The organism is Pseudomonas sp. NY15437, assembly GCF_048068435.1.
Classification (GTDB): Bacteria; Pseudomonadota; Gammaproteobacteria; order Pseudomonadales; family Pseudomonadaceae; genus Pseudomonas; species Pseudomonas nitroreducens_B.
This window is the reverse complement of record NZ_JBLUQC010000004.1, coordinates 319,416-339,939: the sequence shown is the minus strand read 5'-3', so window position 1 is coordinate 339,939 and position 20,524 is coordinate 319,416. Positions and strand designations below refer to the sequence as shown.

Below are 20,524 nucleotides of genomic sequence, written 5' to 3'. Positions count from 1 at the left end.
CGTCCGAACCGACTCACAAGACGGCAGACGATAACCACAGCAAACGCAGGAAAATTCCCACTCATATCTCTGACCCCGCCGAATGTGTGGCCCTGGAGGGATGCCGTTGAATAGCGGCTGCGAAAAATCCCATCACGACCTACGCCATGCCGACCTTCTCCCGCACCACCCTCCTGCGCCGCTTCCAGCTCTTCTTCCCGCTACTTGCCATCATCGTCGCCCTCGGCTGCACGCTGGTGCTGTTCAACACCGGCTCCACCGACGACGGCAAGCAACGCGACGCGGCGCTTTCCCCGCGCACCGCGCCCATCTTCAGCGAGCGCAACAGCGAGGCCTTCCAGCACGCCGACGACTACCTGAAGGACATCGACAAGGCGATTGCCGACGGCGTCGCCCTCCTGCGTGGCGGCGACAGCAAGTCGGTCGCCTCGCAAAGCCGCTACTTCAACGCACTGGTCAATGCCGGCTACGCGCAGTTCGGCTCGTCCTACTACAACCCGCTGGGCAGTTGCGGCGTGGCCGGCAGTTCCGCCCGCCACCTGTGGCACACGCAGGTTCGCGCCGTGCAGGGGGAAGCCAACATCAACGGCGAAGTGGCCCGCGCCCGCGCCGCCCTGCAGCGCGACCGCCAGGCCTGCCTGGAGGCGGTGCACCTGCCCCTGGACGAGGCGACTGCCTGGGCGCCCGACGAGCTGGCGTCGCCGAGCCTGGTGCCGACCTGGGCCAGCATCGGGCAGTGGCCGGAAAGCGCTACCGAGCGGTCCTCAACAAACCTTTGACAGCCTTGTAAATCCGCAGGTTAGAATCGATTGGCATGCGGCCTGCATCCTGATCCTTGAGTAGCGTCGCCACTCCCCCATTCCCCAGGAGGTCGACACCTTGGATGCCGTGGCCATCAACAGCTATTTCCTGATCGCTGCGGTGCTCATCGGCATGAGCATCCTGGTCAGCTCGCTGTCCTCGCGGCTGGGCATCCCGATCCTGGTCATCTTCCTCGCCGTCGGCATGGTGGCGGGCACTGACGGCCCCGGCGGGATCGGCTTCTCCAACTACCCCATGGCCTACCTGGTGGGCAACCTGGCGCTGGCGGTGATCCTGCTGGACGGCGGCTTGCGCACCCGTGTGTCGAGCTTCCGCGTGGCCCTGTGGCCGGCGCTGTCGCTGGCCACCGCGGGGGTGCTGATCACCGCCGGGCTGACCGGCATCGCCGCAGCCTGGCTGTTCAAGCTGAGCTGGATGGAAGGCCTGCTGATCGGCGCCATCGTCGGCTCCACCGACGCCGCGGCGGTGTTCTCGCTGCTGGGCGGCAAAGGCCTGAACGAGCGGGTCACGGCCACGCTGGAAATCGAATCGGGCAGCAACGACCCGATGGCGGTGTTCCTCACCGTGACGTTGATCGACATGCTCGCCCATGGCGAGAGCGGCCTGTCCTGGAGCTTCCTCTGGCACTTCCTGCGCGAGTTCGGCATCGGCTCGGTGCTCGGCCTGGGCGGCGGCTGGCTGCTGCTGCAGGTGATCAACCGCATCCACCTGGCCAACGGGCTCTACCCGCTGCTGGCGATCAGCGGCGGCCTGCTGATCTTCGCCCTGGCCAACGCCGCGCACGGCAGCGGCATCCTCGCCATCTACCTGTGCGGCCTGGTGCTGGGCAACCAGCCGATCCGCTCGCGCCACGGCATCATGCACATGCTCGACGGCATGGCCTGGCTGGCGCAGATCGGCATGTTCCTGGTGCTGGGCCTGCTGGTCACGCCCCACGACCTGTGGCCCATCGCCCTGCCCGCCCTGGGCCTGGCGCTGTGGATGATTCTCTTCGCCCGCCCGCTGTCGGTGCTGGTCGGGCTGTTCCCGTTCCGCGCCTTCCATGGCCGCGAGAAGGCCTTCATCGCCTGGGTCGGCCTGCGCGGCGCGGTGCCGATCATCCTCGCGGTGTTCCCGCTGATGGCCGGGCTGCCCAATGCCCAGCTGTTCTTCAACGTGGCCTTCTTCATCGTGCTGGTCTCGCTGCTGGTGCAGGGCACCAGCCTGCCCTGGGCTGCCAAGCTGCTGCGCGTGGTGGTGCCGCCGGACCCGGCGCCGATTTCCCGCGCGGGCCTGGAGGTCCACCCGACCAGCGAGTGGGAGCTGTTCGTCTACCACCTGAGCAAGGAAAAGTGGTGCATCGGCGCCGCCCTGCGCGAGCTGAAGATGCCCGAGGGCACCCGTATCGCCGCGCTGTTCCGCGGCACCCAGCTGCTGCACCCATCCGGCAGTACCATCCTCGAGGCGGACGACATCCTCTGCGTGATCGGCCACGAGCATGACCTCTCCGCGCTGGGCAAGCTGTTCAGCCAGGCGCCGGATCGCGGCCTGAGCGCGCGCTTCTTCGGCGACTTCGTCCTCGAAGGCGACGCCCAGCTGTCCGCCGTGGCCTCGCTCTACGGCCTGAAGCTGGAAGGCGTCGACGGCGAACAGAACCTGGGCCGCTTCATCGCCCACGAAATCGGCGGCCAGGCGATCATTGGCGACCAGGTGGAATGGAACGGCCTGACCTGGACCGTGGCCGCCCTGGACGGGAACAAGATTCGCAAGGTCGGGGTCAAATTCCCCGAAGGACGCCCCGGCCCGGGGCTGTTCCTCTGACCGCCCACCGGTGCCCGCTTGCGGGTGCCGGCCCGCCAGCACTACCCTCACTCCACTTTTTTGCACGAGCCGCTGACCGCGACCATGTCATTCCTGCTGCGTACCCTTCTGACCGCTGTCCTCCTGGGCGGCTCGCTCACCGGCCTGCCCGCGCTGGCCGCCGACACCACCCCGCCCAGCGCCGAGCAGGTGCAGCAGAGCCTCGACGGCCTGGCCGATCGCAAGCTCTCCGACATCGACGCCAAGCCGATCAAGGCGAGCCTGGAGAATACCCTCAAGCTGCTCACCGCCAAGGCCGACAGCGAGAAGCAGCTCAGCGAGCTGAAGGGTCGCCTGGCCGATGCGCCCAAACTGATCAGCGAGAACCAGAAGGCGCTCAATCGCCTCAAGGCCAGCAGCGACAAGCCCGCCAACCAGCGCTATGGCGGCTACAACGCCACCCAGCTGGAAATGCTGCTCAACGAGCAATCCACCCAGCTGGCCGCCTGGCAGAAGGAGATGATCGACGCCAAGAGCGAGATCCTCACCGCGCAGACCCGCCCCGAGCGCGCCCAGGCCGACCTGAGCAGGAACCAGACACGCCTGCTCGACATCAACACCGCGCTCAAGGCCGGCAAGGAAGGCAACAAGCCGCTGGGCGAGGAGCACCGCAACGAACTGCTGGCCGAGCAGGCCGCGCTGACCGCGCAGAACCTGCTGCTGCGCCAGCAACTGGCCGGCAACAACCTGCTGCTCGACCTCGCCTCCAGCCAGCGTGACCTGCTGGCCGAACGTATCGGCCGCGAGGAGCGCGAGACGCTCGAACTGCAGGCGATGATCAGCGACAAGCGCCGCGAGCAGTCGGAAAAGACCGTCGCCGAGCTGTCCAAGGACGCCGACCAGGCCGCCGGTACCGACAGCCTGCTCAGCCAGCAGAGCGCCGCCAACCTGAAGCTGTCGGACTACCTGCTGCGCACCACCGACCGTCTCAACACCCTGACCCGGCGCAACCTCGAAGCCAAGCAGCAGCTCGATACCCTGACCCAGGGCGAGCAGGCGCTGGACGAGCAGATCAACGTACTGCGCGGCAGCCTGCTGCTGTCGAAGATCCTCTACCAGCAGAAGCAGTCGCTGCCGGTGATCAAGACCGACCAGGACCTGGCCGACGAGATCGCCGACCTGCGCCTGTACCAGTTCGAGCTGAACCAGAAACGCGACGAGATCAACAACACCCAGGTCTACATCGACAACCTGCTGGCCCAGCAATCCCAGGAAAGCTTGACCCCGCAGCTGCGCAAGGACCTCTCCGAGCTGGTGGACACCCGCCTGGAGCTGATGGAGCGCCTCAACCACGAGCTGAACGCGCTGCTCAACGAAGCCATCACCCTGCAGCTGAACCAGAAGCAGCTCAAGGAAACCAGCAGCAGCCTGCGCGCGACCCTCGACGAGCAGATGTTCTGGATTCCCAGCAACCGCCCGCTGGACCTGTCCTGGTTCAAGATGACCCCGACCCTGCTGCACCACCAGCTGGCCGAGGTGCCCTGGGGCTCGGGCGTGAAGGAGCTGGGCGAGGGCCTGATCGACCGGCCGTTCCTGTTCCTGCCGCTGCTCCTGCTGGTCGCCGCGCTGCTGTGGAAGCGCAAGTTCCTCTACGACAAGCTGGAATCGCTGAACGACGACATCGGCCACTTCAAGCGCGACAGCCAGGCCCACACCCCGCTGGCCCTGCTGCTCGCCGTACTGCTGGCGCTGCCGGGCACCCTGGCGCTGGCGATCGCCGGCCTCGCCCTGGTACTCGACGCCCGCGGGCAGAACGCCACCCTGGGCAGCGCGCTGCTGGAAATGGCGCAGGTCTGGCTGGTGTTCTACACCGCGCACCGCATCCTGCGCCCGGGCGGCATCGCCGAGCGGCACTTCCACTGGAGCCAGGCGCAGGTGCAGTTCCTCGGCAAGCTCATGCGCCGACTGGGCCTGGTGGTGATGGCGCTGGTGGCCGTGGTCACCGTTGCCGAGCACTCGCCGGCCTCGCTGGCCGATGACGTGATCGGCATCGCCGTGGTGCTGTTCGGCTATGGCGCGATGACCTGGCTGCTCGCCCAGCTGCTGTTCAACAGCCCGTCCAGCGAGCGGCCGTCGATGATCAAGATGATCGTCGGCCTGGGCTTCACCGCCCTGCCGGTGGCCCTGTTCCTCGCCGTGGGCTTCGGCTACTACTACACCGCGCTCAAGCTCACCGACCGGCTGATCGACAGCCTGTTCCTGCTGATGTTCTGGATGGTGGTGGAAGCCACCTTCATCCGCGGCATGGGCGTCGCGGCCCGCCGCCTGGCCTACCAGCGCGCACTGAGCAAGCGGCAGAACGCACCCAAGGAAGGCATCGAGGGCACCGAGGTGATCGAAGAGCCCACCCTGGGCATCGAGCAGATCAACGACCAGTCCATGCGCCTGATCCGCCTGGGCCTGCTGATCGGCTTCGTGGTCACCCTGTACTGGGTCTGGGCCGACCTGATCAGCGTGGTGTCCTACCTCGACAACGTGACCCTCTACCAGTACACCAGCGGCACCGGCGACGCCGCGTCCACCACGCCGATCAGCCTGAGCGACTTCCTCATGGCCCTGGTGATCGCCGCCGTCACCGTCGCCCTCGCGCGCAACCTGCCCGGCCTGCTGGAAGTGCTGGTGCTGCAGCGCCTGACCCTGGCCCAGGGCAGCGCCTACGCCATCACCACGCTGTTGTCCTACGCCATCAGCGGCGTCGGCATCGTCAGCGCGCTGTCCACCCTCGGGGTGAGCTGGGACAAGCTGCAATGGCTGGTGGCGGCGCTGTCGGTCGGCCTGGGCTTCGGCCTGCAGGCGATCTTCTCCAACTTCGTGTCCGGCCTGATCATCCTCTTCGAGCGCCCGGTGCGGATCGGCGACGTGGTGACCATCGGCACGCTGTCCGGCACCGTCAGCCGGATCCGCATCCGCGCCACCACCATCACCGATTTCGACCGCAAGGAAATCATCGTCCCCAACCAGACCTTCATCACCGGCCAGTTGGTGAACTGGTCGCTGAGCGACACCGTCACCCGGGTCACCATCAAGGTCGGCCTGGCCTACGAGAGCGACCTGCCGCTGGCGCGCAAGATCATGCTCGACGCCGCCCACGCCAACACCCGCATCCTGCGCGACCCGGAGCCGGTGGTGTACTTCACCACGATCAGCGCCAGCACCTTCGACTACGAGCTGCGCTTCCACGTACGCGAGCTGGGCGACCGCAACCCGGCCGTGGACGAAACCCTCACGCGCATCGCCCTGGCCTTCCGCGACGCCGGCATCGACATGGCCTTCAACCAGGTCGACGTGTTCCTGAAGAACTTCCAGGGGCAGGAAACCCAGGTCATCGTCGGCCAGCCGCAAAGCGCCGCCACGCCGGTGAAACTCTCCGCAGCGAAGGACGACAAGCCCAGCGGCGACAAGGCCTGAGGGTGGACGCCCGCGGACAAGTCCGAGCACAATGCTCGGACTTGTCCGGAGTTAGATTGTGAAAAAGCTCGACGAACTGACCTTCGATAACCGCTTCGCCCGCCTGGGCGACGTGTTTTCCACCCAGGTGCTGCCCGATCCCATCGCCGACCCGCGCCTGGTGGTCGCCAGCCCCGCCGCCATGGCCCTGCTCGACCTCGACCCGAGCGAGGCGGATAGCCCGCTGTTCGCGGAAATCTTCGCCGGCCACAAGCTCTGGGAAGAAGCCGACCCGCGCGCGATGGTCTACTCCGGGCACCAGTTCGGCTCCTACAACCCACGCCTGGGCGATGGCCGCGGCCTGCTGCTGGGCGAAGTGGTGAACGAGGCCGGCGAGCACTGGGACCTGCACCTGAAAGGCGCCGGGCAGACGCCTTACTCGCGCATGGGGGATGGCCGCGCCGTGCTGCGCTCGTCCATCCGCGAATTCCTCGCCAGCGAATACCTCGCCGCCCTGGGCATTCCCAGCAGCCGCGCGCTGTGCGTCACCGGCTCCAGCACCACGGTGTGGCGCGAGTCGAAGGAAACCGGCGCCATGCTGTTGCGCCTGGCGCCCAGCCACGTGCGCTTCGGCCACTTCGAATACTTCTACTACACCAAGCAGGAAGAGCACCTGCGCACCCTGGCCGAGTTCGTCCTCCAGTCCTACTACCCGCAGTGCCTGGACGACGAAAAGCCTTACCTCGCCTTCTTCCGCGAAGTCGTCGAACGCAACGCCGAGATGATCGCCCTCTGGCAAGCCTACGGCTTCTGCCACGGCGTGATGAACACCGACAACATGTCGATCCTGGGCATCACCTTCGACTACGGCCCCTACGCCTTCCTCGACGACTTCGACGCCAACCACATCTGCAACCACTCCGACGACACCGGCCGCTACTCCTTCAGCAACCAGGTGCCCATCGCCCACTGGAACCTTGCCGCGCTGGCCCAGGCGCTGACGCCCTTCGTCGAGGTGGACGACCTGCGCGCCACGCTGGAGCTGTTCCTGCCGCTGTACCAGGCCCACTACCTGGACCGGATGCGCCGCCGCCTCGGCCTCACCACCGCTGAAGACGGTGACCTGGAGCTGGTGCAACGCCTGCTGCAGACCATGCAGAAGGGCGCGGTGGATTATTCGCTGTTCTTCCGCCGCCTTGGCGAGCAGGCGCCGGAGCAGGCCCTGGCGGTGGTCCGCGAGAACTTCGTCGATCTCGCCGGCTTCGATGCCTGGGCCGCTGACTACCAGGCCCGCGTCGAACGCGAAGGCGGTAGCCAGGACGCGCGCCGCACCCGCATGCACGCGGTCAACCCGCTCTACGTCCTGCGCAACTACCTCGCCCAGGAGGCCATCAGCGCCGCCGAACAGGGCGACTTCAGCGTGGTACGCCGCCTGCACGCCGTGCTCAGCACGCCCTTCGACGAACAGCCCGACGCCGAAGCCTTCACCCGCCGCCCGCCAGACTGGGGCCGCCACCTGGAAATCAGCTGCTCGTCCTGAGCAGTTATAAGCTCAGCAAAAAGCGATCTAGCGGCGGCCCTGCCGGCGTTGCTCCCGGTCATTGACCGGGGCGGGGCGCCGCTCGCATTCTCCGGGCTTTCTGCCACAAGGACGCTCGAACAATGAAACCGGAAACCCTGGCCATCCACGCCGGCTACAGCCCCGACCCGACCACCAAGGCAGTGGCCGTGCCGATCTACCAGACCAGTTCCTACGCCTTCGACGACACCCAGCACGGCGCCGACCTGTTCGACCTGAAGGTCGCCGGCAACATCTACACGCGCATCATGAACCCCACCAATGCGGTGCTGGAGGAGCGCGTGGCCGCCCTGGAAGGCGGCGTCGCCGCGCTGGCCGTGGCCTCCGGCATGGCTGCCATCACCTACGCCATCCAGACCGTCGCCGAAGCCGGCGACAACATCGTCTCGGTGGCCAAGCTCTATGGCGGCACCTACAACCTGTTCGCCCATACCCTGCCGCGCTTCGGCATCCAGACGCGCTTCGCCGCCCACGACGACATCGCCGCTCTCGAAGCACTGATCGACGAACGCACCAAGGCAGTGTTCTGCGAATCCATCGGCAACCCGGCGGGCAACATCGTCGACCTCCAGGCCCTGGCCGATGCCGCGCATCGCCACGGCGTGCCGCTGATCGTCGACAACACGGTCGCCACGCCGATCCTTTGCCGTCCGTTCGAGCACGGCGCGGACATCGTCGTGCACTCGCTGACCAAGTACATCGGCGGCCATGGCACCAGCATCGGCGGCATAGTCGTCGACTCCGGCAAATTCCCCTGGAGCGAGAAAAAGGCGCGCTTCCCGCTGCTCAACACGCCGGATGCGTCCTACCACGGCGTGACCTACACCGAAGCCTTCGGCCCCGCCGCCTTCATCGGCCGCTGCCGCGTCGTGCCGTTGCGCAACACCGGCGCCGCGCTGTCGCCGTTCAACGCCTTCCTCATCCTGCAGGGCCTGGAAACCCTGGCGCTGCGCATGGAGCGCCACTGCGAGAATGCCCTGAAGGTCGCGCAATACCTGCAGGAACACCCGCAGGTGAACTGGGTGAAATATGCCGGCCTGGCCGACCACCCCGAACAGAAACTGGCGCTGCGCTACTTCGGCGGCAAGCCGGCGGCGATCCTCTCGTTCGGCATCAAGGGCGGCCAGGAAGCCGGCGCGCGCTTCATCGACGCACTCAAGCTGGTGGTCCGCCTGGTGAACATCGGCGACGCCAAGTCCCTCGCCTGCCACCCGGCGTCCACCACCCACCGCCAGCTCAACGACGAGGAGCTGGAGAAGGCCGGCGTACCGCGCGACATGATGCGCCTGTCCATCGGCATCGAGCACATCGACGACATCCTCGCCGACCTCGCCCAGGCGCTGGACGCCGCCGGAGCCTGATCCACCGCCCCTCGCGAGGCACCGCGCGGTGCCTCGCGATCTTCCCCCACGCGCCTCGCCGTCATATCCAGATGCCATCATCGTGCAGACGATGGCCTCGCCCTTCCGTACAATGCCGCCCCCGCCTGTAACCCAGGCGCCGCGCGACCGTGCCACCCGATACGCCAGCGAAAAGGGACTTGCGCGGCCCGTCCACCGCTCCCCTCCCCGTCTTCCGCTTCCGACCCGCCTCCGGCGCCGGCCGGTGGATAACTTTTTTCGCTCGCCACCATCGGGTTCTGTCCGAGCCTGCCGATAGTGCAGGGACGTGGTTCGCCACCCTGGCCCCCAACAAGAACAATCTCCGAACGGCCTGACTTCACACAACCTTTCCTGGAGATCGTCAATGAACAGCTGGATTTCCAACCTGAGCGTGAATCTCAAGTTGGCCCTGGGCTTCGGCCTGGTCCTCGCCTTTACCGCCATCCTCGCCATCGTCAGTTGGGTCGGGCTGGGCTCGCTGATCGACCGCAGCAACTGGATGAGCGACATCACCGAGCTGAACTCGCGCCTCACCAAGCTGCGCATCACCCGCCTGCAGTACATGATCGCCGATGGCGCCGAACAGGAAGCCGCCAACGTCATGAGCACGCTGGCCGATTTCAAGGCGCAGCAGCAGAAACTGCGCGCGTCCTTCGTCAGCCCCGAGAACGTGCGCCTGCTCGACCAGCTCGGCGGCATCATCGGCGACTATGAGAAATCCCTCGCCGCCATGCGCGCCGGCTACCAGAGCGCCACCATTACCCGCCGCACCCTGCAGGACAACGCCGCGCGCGCCAGCGAGCTGACCGCGCAGATCCAGCAGGACATCCTCAAGGCGCCGGCCGACGAGGAGCGCGCCACGCGTTTCCAGGCCATCACCGGCACCCGCGAGGACCTGCTGCAGGCACGCTACGAGGTGCGCGACTACCTCGCCACCGCGCTCACCAGCAATGGCGACGGCGTCACCCGTGGCCTCGACGAAAGCATCGCCGGCCTGCCAGCGCTGGAAAGCGTGCTCGGCGTCGGTGAAGCACAGTACGTCCAGCAACTGGGCAACGCCCTGCGCAGTTACCGCGACGCCGTACAGACCCTGCGGCAGAACATGGCCAGCATCGTCCAGGCGCGCAAGGAAATGACCACCCAGGGCCAGGACATCGTCAAGATCAGCGAAAATCTCTACCAACTGCAGCTCGATCGTCGCGACGTCGAAAGCGCCCGCGCCCGCTCCCTGCAAACCCTGGTAACCCTGCTCGCGCTGGTGCTGGGCAGCATCGCCGCGCTGATCATCACCCGACAGATCACCCGCCCGCTGCACGACACCATGGCGGTGGTCGACCGCATCGCCGCCGGCGACCTGTCGCAGACCATCCAGGTCAGCCGCCGCGACGAACTGGGCCGCCTGCAACTCAGCATGCAGCGCATGAGCCAGAGCCTGCGCGAGCTGATCGGTGGCATCCGCGACGGCGTCACCCAGATCGCCAGCGCCGCCGAGGAGCTCTCCGCCGTCACCGAACAGACCAGCGCCGGCGCCAACACCCAGAAGGTGGAAACCGACCAGGTCGCCACCGCCATGCACGAGATGTCCGCCACCGTGCAGGAAGTCGCGCGCAATGCCGAGCAGGCCTCCCAGGCCGCCTCCGCCGCCGACCACCAGGCCCAGGACGGCGACCGCGTGGTGAACAAGGCCGTGGAGCAGATCGAACGCCTGGCCGCGGAAGTGGAGCGCTCTGCCGAGGCCATGCAGCGCCTCGAGCAGGAGAGCGAGAAGATCGGCAAAGTCATGGACGTGATCAAGTCGGTGGCCGAGCAGACCAACCTGCTGGCCCTCAACGCCGCCATCGAAGCCGCCCGCGCGGGCGAGGCAGGCCGCGGTTTCGCCGTGGTCGCCGACGAAGTACGCGGCCTGGCCCAGCGCACCCAGCAGTCCACCGAAGAGATCGAAGCCCTGGTCGCCGGCCTGCAGAGCGGCACCCGCCAGGTCTCCAGCGTCATGCTCGGCAGCCGCGAGCTCACCGCCAGCAGCGTCGCCCTCAGCCGCCAGGCCGGCGAATCCCTCGGCGAGATCACCCGCACCGTCTCCAACATCCAGGCAATGAACCAGCAGATCGCCACCGCCGCCGAGGAGCAGAGCGCCGTGGCCGAGGAAATCAGCCGCAGCGTGGTGAACGTGCGCGACGTCTCCGAACAGACCGCGTCGGCCAACGAGGAAGTCGCCGCCTCCAGCGTCGAACTCGCCCGCCTGGGCGGTCAGCTGCAGACGCTGGTCAGTCACTTCCGCGTGTAACGCGTCGCTGGGTTGCGGGCCTACCCGCTCCTGCAGGCAAGCCCACAACGGCGGCCACTGCAGGAGCGGGCGTGCTCGTGACTCCTCAGCCTGGGGCGGCCAACAATGCCTGCTGAGCCTCCGCCTGATCCCGGCCCGTTGATAATCGCCGACCGAGCCTCCACTTAGCTGCCTATAGCCTCTGGAGCCCCGTCATGTCCGATTCCCTGATCATCCCCTGCCCCCACTGCAACGGTCTGAACCGCGTGCCCGCCGCACGCCTGGGGGACTCGCCCAGTTGCGGGCGCTGCCAGTCGCCAATCGTGCTGGATGCGCCCTTCAACCTCGACGAAGCCAGCTTCGCCGCCCAGGCCAAGGGCGATCTGCCGTTGCTGGTGGACGTCTGGGCCGACTGGTGCGGGCCGTGCAAGGGCTTTGCGCCGGTGTTCGAGCAGGCTGCCGCGCGGCTCTCGGGCAAGGTGCGGTTGGCCAAGCTGGACAGCGACGCCAACCCGAACCTCTCCACACGCCTGGGGATTCGTTCGATTCCCAGCCTGATCCTGCTGCGCAACGGCCAGGAAGTGGCGCGTCAGAGCGGTGCGATGCCGTTGCCGCAGCTGCTCGACTGGCTTTCCCGCCAGGGCATCTGAGGGCGAGCGTTTCGGTCAATCGCGGCGGTCATTGCCAGGACGCGAACGCGGGCTAGGCTTGGGCAAAAAACACGGAGCGTGCCCATGCCCTACCCCGAAGAGTTCATCCGCCAGCTCACCGAAGAGCACATCGCCTTCGTCAAGCGCACCGGCCTCAAGGCCGAGGTGCTGGAACCGGGCCACGTGCGCCTGCGCATGCCGCTCAAGGGCAACGAGAACCACATCCACAACATGTACGCCGGCGCCCTGTTCACCGTGGCCGAACTGCCCGGCGGCGTGCTGATGCTGACCAGCTTCGACGCCCGGCGTTTCTATCCCATCGTCAAGGAAGCCGGCCTGCGCTTCCTGCGGCCTGCCGCCAGCGACGTGACGGTGGACGCGCGGCTGAGCGAGGAGGAGATCCAGCGCATCGGCGAGGAAGCCACGCATCAGGGCAAGTCGGAATTCGTGCTGGACCTGCAACTCAAGGACGACGAAGGCAACGTCGTCGCCGAAAGCCACGCCATCTATCAGCTGCGCAGCCGCTGAACCGGTGCCGTTGCCCTGAATCAAGGTGAAATTTCCTACGTGGCGCGACAGTGGACGCGCCACAGAGGGAGCCCACCATGTACAGGAACCTGCTCGTCGCCCACGACCTCAGTGTCGAGGCGGACATCGCCGTGCGTCGCGCCGCCCAGTTGGCGCGCCAGCACGGCGCCAGCGTCACGCTGCTGCACGTCATCGAAGAATTCTTCCCCGAACGCATGATGACCACGGTGCGCGAAGCCGCCGAAGTGGCCCTGCGCGATGCGGCCCGCGCCAGTGACCTGGCCGACTACCAACTGGCCATCCGCCAGGGTCGCGCGGCGAACAGCATCACCGAGGCGGTGCAGGAGCTGCACGCCGACCTGCTGGTGATCGGCGCGCACCATCAGCAGCTGCTGGAACGCTTCGAAGGCACCACCCTGGAGCGCATCGCCCGGCACTGCCGCGTGCCGATACTGCTGGCCATCGAGGAATCCGCCGCGCCTTATGCCAAGGCCCTGGCCGGGCTGGACCTGTCGCACTGCTCCCGCCAGGCCTGGCGCGCCGGTTACCGGCTGCTGGGGGCCGATGCCGAGCTGCTGGCGCTCAACGCCTACCAGCCGGGCAAGAACGCCGGCCGCGCCGACAGCCATCTGGAAACCCAGCGCGAACTGTTGCGCCAAGCGCTGCAGGATGAGCGCATGCAGGTGCCCGCCCACGGTCCGCAACTGCTCTGCGCGGTACAGCCGGGCGCGGTCCAGCAGGCGCTGGAGTCGGCACTACGGGAATGGACGCCAAGCCTGCTGGTACTCGGCAGCCGCAGCCGCGGCGCCATCGAGCAGGCCATGCTGGGCAGCGCGACGCGTCACTTCCTGCGCCGGCCGCCCTGCGATGTGCTGATCAGCCAGTAGCCGCTCAGGCTTCCAGCAGGTTGTGCAGTTCGACGAACTGCTGGGTCAGCTTGTGCCGCGGTTCGAGGAAGATCAGCGGGGTGCAGGCCTGGTGCGACTCGCGCATCTTCACCGAGCTCATCAGGTACACCGGCAGGACCGGCAGTTCCTCCTCCACCAGTTCGTCCAGCAGTTGCTGCGGCAGCGTGGCGCGCGGCTGGAACTGGTTGACCACGATGCCTTCCACTTCCAGGTCTTCGTTGTGGTCTTCCTTCAGCTCTTCGATCTCCTGCAGCAGGCCGTAGAGCGCCTGGCGGGAGAAGCTGTCGCAGTCGAAGGGAATCAGGCAGCGATCGGCGGCGATCAGCGCGGAAACCGTGTAGAAGTTCAGCGCTGGCGGCGTATCCAGGTAGATGCGGTCGTAATCCTCGGCGAGCTCGTCCAGCAATTTGCGCAGCTTGTTGATCTTGTGCTTCTGCTCGAGCTTGGGCTGCAGGTCGGCCAGTTCCGGACCGGCGGTGACGATGTGCAGGTTATCGAAGGGCGTCTCGTAGATATCGACCTTACCCTTGCGGCTGAACGGCCCGGACGCCAGCGTCTGCTTGAAGAAGTCGGCGATCCCCACCGGGACGTCCTCGCCGGTCAGGCCGGTGAGGTAATGGGTGGAGTTGCCCTGGGCATCCAGGTCCACCAGCAAGGTGCGGTAGCCCTCCGCTGCGCTCACCGCTGCCAGGTTGCAGGCGATGCTGGACTTGCCTACCCCGCCCTTCTGATTGAACACCACACGCCGCATGAGCCGTCCCTCCAGGAACCAATCGAGTGCCCATGGATTCTATGCAAAGCCCATGACAAGGGCGAGCAGACTTCTCCCCGGGATTGTCACCCCCCCGGTTCCGGTTCACGCCCTGCTCAAGCCAGGTGACATGAGCGTGAGGGTGAAAACCTTCTGCTCGGCCAGCCGGCGGTGTCACTGCCGGGCTAACCGGGCGACGAAGCGGGCGATACGCCGGGACGACCTCAGCGCTTGGGTTGGCCGGCGTCCGCACCGCTGTGCAGGACCGCCACCTCCGCCGCCACCAGGTCGAAAAACGACTGCGCCAGACGCGACGACTCGTTGCGCCGGCGCACCAGCCACACCGAGCTGGTGGCGCCGGGGTCGATCAGGGTGCGATAGACCACACCGTCCACCCGCGTCCGGCGAAACGACGCCGGCAGCATCGACACGCCCAGCCCCGCCGCCACCAGGCCGATGATGGTCATCGCTTCCCCCGCCTCCTGGGCGATACGGGGGCTGAACCCGGCCTGCCGCGACAGGGCCATGAGCTGGCTATAGAGGCCGGTGCCGTAGCTGCGCGGGAAGAATACGAAGGGCTCCTCGGCCAGCGCGGCGAACTCCAACCCCTCCTGGCTGGCCTGGGCCAGCGGGTGATCGGCGCGCAGCACCGCGACCAATGTCTCGCTGAACAGCTCGACCGCTTCCAGCGTCTCCGGCAGTGGGATAGGACGGATCAGGCCGACCTGCACACGCTCTTCCAGCAGTGCCTGCACGGCCTGGCCGCTGCTGAGCTCCTGCAAGTCGAGATGCACGTCCGGGTAGGCCTGGCGGAAGGCGAGAATGGCGCGGGGAATACTCGACGTGAACGGCGCCGAAGCGGTGAAACCGACCTTCAGTTCGCCGATCTCACCCTGGTGCGCACGACGCGCCAGCAGCACGGCACGGTCCACCTGCTGGAGCACCTGCCGCGCCTCGTCGAGGAACAGCTTGCCCGCCTCGGTCAGCGCCACCCGCCGGTTGGTCCGTTCCAGCAGGCGCGCGCCGATCTCTTCTTCCAGCGCCTGGATCTGCTGGCTCAAGGGCGGCTGGGAAATACCCAGTTGCTCGGCCGCCCGGCCGAAATGCAGCTCTTCCGCCACGGCGATGAAGTAACGCAGGTGTCGCAGTTCCATGGTGCCTCGCTGGGGATCGTGCCGTGCGGTTCGCGAGCAAGCTCGCTCCTACGAAGAGCGCTCCGAGCAGGAGCGAGCTTGCTCGCGAACACGCCTATCCATGTCCGAACATCTATGATTCGTAAAACGAATCAAACGTGTCGATTAATATATTGGAAATAATAAACCTCGCTCTTTATCCTTTCCACACAAGCCCAATAACGACTACCAACTGCTCCCTGCCTGGCCGCGCGACCCCTTGTCGCCATGCCAGGCCACTGCCGTATCCCATTCGAGGTGTGTCGTGAGTCAACCTGCCCTGCGGGCTTTGCGGGAAGAACATCCCTTGGCGGCCGAGCCGTCTGCCGTGCCAGAACCGGCAGCCGCCAACGATCCGGCCGAGCCGCGGCCTGATTGGCGCGAAAGCGCGCGCGAAGCCAACGCCGACGTGGTGCGCGTCGTCGAAGAAGTCGAAAGCTACATCGAGAAAGGCACCCCGGCCTTCATGCGCACGTCGCTGGCGCTGTTCTCCGGCGGCTTCGCCACCTTCGCGCTGCTCTACTGCGTGCAGCCGATGATGCCGGTTCTGTCGAAGGCCTTCAGCCTGACCGCCGCGCAAAGCAGCCTGGTGCTGTCGATCTCCACCATCACCCTGGCCCTGGGCCTGCTGATCACCGGGCCGATCTCGGACGCCATCGGCCGCAAGTCGATCATGGTGGCCTCGCTGATCCTCGCCGCGCTGTTCACCATCGGCAGTTCGCTGATGCCGACCTGGCACGGCGTGCTGGTCATGCGCGCGTTGCTCGGCTTGTCGCTCAGTGGCCTGGCGGCGGTGGGCATGACCTACCTGTCCGAAGAAATCCACCCGCAGCACATCGGGCTGTCCATGGGGCTGTACATCGGCGGCAATGCCATCGGCGGCATGAGCGGCCGGCTGATCAGCGGCGTGCTGGTGGACTACGTGAACTGGCACGTGGCGCTGGCCACCCTGGGCGTGCTCGCCCTGGCCGCGGCGCTGCTGTTCTGGCGCATCCTGCCCGAGTCGAAGAACTTCCGCCCGGCGCCGTTGAAGCCGCGCCAGCTGGCCGAAGGTTTCCGCGGTCACTTCCGTGACGCCGGCCTGCCCTGGCTGTTCCTCGAAGCGTTCCTGCTGATGGGCGCCTTCGTCACCCTGTTCAACTACATCGGCTATCGCCTGCTGGCCGATCCCTACCACCTGAGCCAGGCCGTGGTCGGGGTGCTCTCGGTGGTCTACCTGTCGGGCATCTACAGCTCCGCCTGGGTCGGCTCGCTGGCCGACCGCCTGGGCCGGCGCAAGGTGCTCTGGGCGATGATCGCGCTGATGCTCGGCGGCGTGCTGATCACCCTGCTGCAACCGCTGGCCCTGGTGCTGGTCGGCATGCTGGTGTTCACCTTCGGCTTCTTCGGCGCGCATTCGGTGGCCAGCAGCTGGATCGGCCGGCGCGCCCTGAAAGCCAAGGGCCAGGCCTCGTCGCTGTATCTGTTCAGCTACTACGTCGGCTCCAGCGTGGCCGGCACCGCCGGTGGGGTGTTCTGGCACCACTATGGCTGGAACGGCGTCGGTCTGTTCATCGCCAGCCTGCTGGGAATCGCCGTGCTCGTAGCGCTTCACCTGGCACGCCTGCCAGTGTTACCGCGCGACCTCCCCGCACTGGTCAAGGCTGGGTAGTTTCTACACAAAACGAATCACACTTACTCAAAAACGACATGGAACGGTCGTACAAAGACATGGATGTCGCTTTCAGCAATGCCTTTCAGACAGGGCATGTAGAGAAAATCCCCATCCTACGACTTAAGTCGTAACAGAATATGGCGCGATCCTTGCGTTCACTTTCTTGAACGACTTGTTGGAATCCTGAAACGGACCTCGACTCCCGCAGTACGCAATTCCCTCCGTAGTTGTAGGTAAAGCATGAGTAGTACCCCTTCTTCCGGGCTCTCCCAGGGCCTGCAAAATCGTCACGTCACGATGCTTTCGATTGCCGGCGCCATCGGCGCGGGCCTGTTCGTCGGCTCCGGCCACGCCATCGCCGAAGCCGGCCCTGCGGTCATGATTTCCTATCTGGTCGCCGGCCTGCTGGTAGTCCTGGTGATGCGCATGCTGGCCGAAATGGCCGTCGCGCAACCGGACAGCGGCTCCTTCTCCACCTATGCCGACCGCGCCATCGGTCACTGGGCCGGCTTCACCATCGGCTGGCTGTACTGGTGGTTCTGGGTCCTGGTGATCCCGCTGGAAGCCAACGCCGCCGCGGCGATCATCCACGCGTGGTTCCCCGGTGCGCCGATCTGGGTACTGGCCTTCCTGATCACCTCGGCGCTGACGGTGACCAACCTGTTCAGCGTGAAGAATTACGGTGAGTTCGAATTCTGGCTGGCACTGATCAAGGTCTGCTCGATCATCGCCTTCCTGGTGCTGGGCTGCGCGGCCATCTTCGGCTTCTCGCCCAACAGCGAAGTCTCCGGGATCAGCCACCTGACCAGCGAAGGCTTCCTGCCCAAGGGGTGGGGCGCCGTGCTCGCCGCGCTGCTGACCACCATGTTCTCCTTCATGGGGTCGGAAATCGTCACCATCGCCGCCACCGAGTCCAAGGACCCGGAACAGCAGATCACCCGCGCCACCAACTCGGTGATCTGGCGTATCGCGCTGTTCTACCTGCTGTCGATTTTGATCGTGGTCTGCCTGGTGCCGTGGAATGACCCGCGCCTGGTGAGCATGGGTTCCTACCAGACCGTGCTGGAACACCTGCACATCCCGTACGCCAAGCTGATCGTCGACATCATCGTGCTGGTCTCGGTGACCAGCTGCCTGAACTCGGCGCTCTACACCGCCTCGCGCATGATGTACTCGCTGAGCAAGCGCGGCGACGCGCCGAAGATCGCCCAGGTGACCAGCGCCAGCCGCACTCCGGTCTATGCCGTGCTGCTGTCCACCGCCATGGCCTTCCTGTGCACCTTCGCCAACTACCTGGCCCCGGCCGAAGTGTTCAACTTCCTGCTGGCCAGCTCCGGCGCCATCGCCCTGCTGGTGTACCTGGTGATAGCCCTGTCGCAGTTGCGCATGCGCAAGAAGCTGCTCGCCCAGGGCCACCAGCTGAAGCTGAAGATGTGGCTGTTCCCCTGGCTGACCTGGGCGGTGATCCTGTTCATCGTCGGCGCCCTGGTGATCATGCTGATCCGCCCGGACCACCGCATGGAAGTGGTCGCCACCACTCTGCTGACCGTGGTGGTCGTCTGCTCCGGCCTGCTGGTGTCGAACCGCCGCAAGGCACAGCGTGCTGCCGGGATGGTGGGCGACGTCGCCTGACGCATTTTGATTGGGGCCAGAGGCTCCATGATGAACGAGCAAGCCCCGCTTTCGAGCGGGGCTTTTTTCATTGCGTCACGTCGTAGCGTGCCGTTCAGGCCGATCGCGGACGGAGTCCGCTCCTACGCTCGGTTTCGCTTTCGCAGGAGCGAACCTTGTCCGCGAAAGCGCTCGCGGCGGAATCCGCCGTTACCGAGACACGCCGATCTGCAGCGCTCATCTGTAGGAGCGCGCCATGCGCGCGATCGCGGGCACGGCCCGCTCCTAAAGGCGAACATTTGCGTCCGGCGGTTCGCGAGCAATAACAATGGCGTCCCCCTCGCTCCTACGAAGAGCCAGCCACGCCGATCCGGCTTAGGCTCTGGCTTTGACCCTGAAGACTTCCAGAGCAACGTCAGCCACTCCGAATGCCCCGTTCAGGAGGCCTCGTTGAGCCGGAGTTTCAGGGGTTGAGCGACATGGATGTCGCGAGAGCGCTGTCGGGCCAGGGAGGGCCCGTCAGCGCGTGCCCCTGAAACTTCGGCTCAACGAGGGAATTTTTCGCCTAAGCGAAAAACCGGATGTCCGGGGCAAGACCTTTGCCTACTTTGCGTCGTTTGGCAAAGTAGGTCGCCCGAGGGGGCGAAACCCAGAGTCCACCCGCACGCCGAAGCGGCGCAGAAACACCCAAGCCAACGCAGCAAACCTGCAACACCAGAGCAAAAGAAAGCGCCGGCCCCGCCGGCGGATCGCGGGCATGGCCCGCTCCTACAGGGGGCCAGAAAAAAGCCCCGCATTTGCGGGGCTTTTTGGTGAAGCGTCAGGCTCAGTGGTACTGCGCCGACAACTCGTGCACCGCCTCGAAGAAGGCGCCGGCGTGCGCCGGGTCGACTTCCGGGGTGATGCCATGGCCAAGGTTGAATACATGGCCATTGCCACTGCCGAATGCAGCGAGGATGCGAGCCACTTCAGCACGGATGGCGGCCGGCTTGGCGTGGAGCACCGCCGGGTCCATGTTGCCCTGCAGGGCGACCTTGTCGCCGACGCGGGCGCGGGCGCTGCCGATGTCGCAGGTCCAGTCCAGGCCCAGGGCCTCGGCGCCGGTGTTGGCCATGGATTCCAGCCACAGGCCGCCGCCCTTGGTGAAGAGGATCACCGGCACGCAACGCCCGTCGTGCTCACGGATCAAGCCGTCGACGATCTTCTGCATGTAGGCCAGGGAGAACTCCTGGTACGCCCCCGCCGACAGGCTGCCGCCCCACGAATCGAAAATCTGCACCGCCTGCGCGCCTGCCAGGATCTGCCCGTTCAGGTAGCTGGTGACCGACTGCGCCAGCTTGTCCAGCAGCGCGTGCATGGCCTGCGGGTTGTCGTAGAGCATCGCCTTGGACTTGCGGAAGTCACGGCTGGAGCCACCCTCCACCATGTAGGTGGCCAGGGTCCAGGGGCTGCCGGAGAAGCCGATCAGCGGCACGCGGCCGTTCAGCTCGCGGCGGATGGTGCGCACGGCGTCCATCACGTAGCCCAGGTCCTTCTCCGGATCGGGGACCGGCAGCGCGTCGATGTCCGCCTGGGTGCTGACGACCTTCTTGAAACGCGGACCTTCGCCGGTTTCGAAGTACAGGCCCTGCCCCATGGCATCGGGGATGGTGAGGATGTCGGAGAAGAGGATCGCCGCGTCCAGCTGCGGGTAGCGGTCCAGTGGCTGCAGGGTCACTTCGCAGGCCATCTGCGGGTTCATGCACAGGCTCATGAAGTCACCGGCCTTGGCGCGGGTGGCGCGGTATTCCGGCAGGTAGCGGCCGGCCTGGCGCATCATCCAGACGGGGGTGACATCGACGGGCTGCTTGAGCAGGGCGCGGAGGAAGCGATCGTTCTTCAGGGCAGTCATAACGGCATCCGGAAAAAAAGTGCGGGCATTTTCGCAAAGCCCAAACGAAAAGGCACGGCGGGTGCCGTGCCTTTTGTCTTAAGCGGC

14 protein-coding genes are annotated in these 20,524 nt (G+C 66.2%); 11 read left to right on the top strand and 3 right to left on the bottom strand.

Translation table 11 applies throughout. The annotated features are described in order from the left end of the window. Window positions 1–146: 146 nt before the first annotated feature. The 9 genes from ACNFIA_RS11755 (at window position 147) to ACNFIA_RS11715 (ending at window position 13,337) form a co-directional block, all read left to right on the top strand. Window positions 147–779 carry a hypothetical protein gene (locus ACNFIA_RS11755; RefSeq protein ID WP_416784987.1) on the top strand — a complete coding sequence of 211 codons (633 nt, stop codon included), beginning with the start codon at window positions 147–149 and terminating at the stop codon, window positions 777–779. 100 nt (window positions 780–879) lie between these two features. After that, on the top strand, window positions 880–2,622 hold the full coding sequence (locus tag ACNFIA_RS11750; RefSeq protein WP_259757740.1) for a potassium/proton antiporter: 1,743 nt from the start codon (window positions 880–882) through the stop codon (window positions 2,620–2,622). Between the two features lie 84 nt (window positions 2,623–2,706). Then, window positions 2,707–6,069, top strand: a complete 3,363-nt coding sequence (gene mscK / locus ACNFIA_RS11745; RefSeq protein WP_416784985.1) for a mechanosensitive channel MscK — start codon at window positions 2,707–2,709, stop codon at window positions 6,067–6,069. A gap of 58 nt (window positions 6,070–6,127) precedes the next feature. Then, entirely contained in the window at window positions 6,128–7,588 is a 1,461-nt protein-coding gene (gene selO / locus ACNFIA_RS11740; protein ID WP_416784983.1) for a protein adenylyltransferase SelO, read from the top strand. Between the two features lie 122 nt (window positions 7,589–7,710). Further along, window positions 7,711–8,988 (top strand): bifunctional O-acetylhomoserine aminocarboxypropyltransferase/cysteine synthase, encoded by a 1,278-nt coding sequence (locus ACNFIA_RS11735; protein ID WP_416784981.1) that lies wholly within the window; start codon window positions 7,711–7,713, stop codon window positions 8,986–8,988. Window positions 8,989–9,373: 385 nt separating this feature from the next. Then, window positions 9,374–11,293 (top strand): HAMP domain-containing methyl-accepting chemotaxis protein, encoded by a 1,920-nt coding sequence (locus ACNFIA_RS11730; RefSeq protein ID WP_416784979.1) that lies wholly within the window; start codon window positions 9,374–9,376, stop codon window positions 11,291–11,293. A 194-nt stretch (window positions 11,294–11,487) separates the two neighbouring features. Beyond that, the gene (trxC, locus tag ACNFIA_RS11725) at window positions 11,488–11,922 is read left to right on the top strand and encodes a thioredoxin TrxC (protein WP_259757745.1); all 435 of its coding nucleotides are present in this window, start codon (window positions 11,488–11,490) and stop codon (window positions 11,920–11,922) included. A gap of 84 nt (window positions 11,923–12,006) precedes the next feature. Beyond that, on the top strand, window positions 12,007–12,450 hold the full coding sequence (locus tag ACNFIA_RS11720; protein WP_259757746.1) for a DUF4442 domain-containing protein: 444 nt from the start codon (window positions 12,007–12,009) through the stop codon (window positions 12,448–12,450). A 77-nt stretch (window positions 12,451–12,527) separates the two neighbouring features. Further along, window positions 12,528–13,337: a universal stress protein gene (locus tag ACNFIA_RS11715; protein WP_416784976.1), complete on the top strand. Its 810-nt coding sequence runs from the start codon at window positions 12,528–12,530 to the stop codon at window positions 13,335–13,337. A 4-nt stretch (window positions 13,338–13,341) separates the two neighbouring features. Here ACNFIA_RS11715 and ACNFIA_RS11710 read toward each other — a convergent pair whose 3' ends face one another. Then, window positions 13,342–14,109 (bottom strand): ParA family protein, encoded by a 768-nt coding sequence (locus ACNFIA_RS11710; protein ID WP_259757748.1) that lies wholly within the window; start codon window positions 14,107–14,109, stop codon window positions 13,342–13,344. Window positions 14,110–14,333: 224 nt separating this feature from the next. Continuing rightward, window positions 14,334–15,263: a LysR substrate-binding domain-containing protein gene (locus ACNFIA_RS11705; protein WP_416784974.1), complete on the bottom strand. Its 930-nt coding sequence runs from the start codon at window positions 15,261–15,263 to the stop codon at window positions 14,334–14,336. A 346-nt stretch (window positions 15,264–15,609) separates the two neighbouring features. On the opposite strand from ACNFIA_RS11705, the gene ACNFIA_RS11700 reads away from it, so the two are divergent. Then, the gene (locus tag ACNFIA_RS11700; RefSeq protein WP_416784972.1) at window positions 15,610–16,932 is read left to right on the top strand and encodes an MFS transporter; all 1,323 of its coding nucleotides are present in this window, start codon (window positions 15,610–15,612) and stop codon (window positions 16,930–16,932) included. Window positions 16,933–17,175: 243 nt separating this feature from the next. Further along, window positions 17,176–18,567, top strand: a complete 1,392-nt coding sequence (gene gabP, locus ACNFIA_RS11695) for a GABA permease (protein WP_416784970.1) — start codon at window positions 17,176–17,178, stop codon at window positions 18,565–18,567. 805 nt (window positions 18,568–19,372) lie between these two features. Here the strand turns inward: gabP and hemE are convergent. Continuing rightward, a complete protein-coding gene (gene hemE / locus ACNFIA_RS11690; RefSeq protein WP_416784968.1) occupies window positions 19,373–20,437 on the bottom strand; it encodes a uroporphyrinogen decarboxylase in 1,065 nt (354 codons plus the stop codon). Window positions 20,438–20,524: the final 87 nt, after the last annotated feature.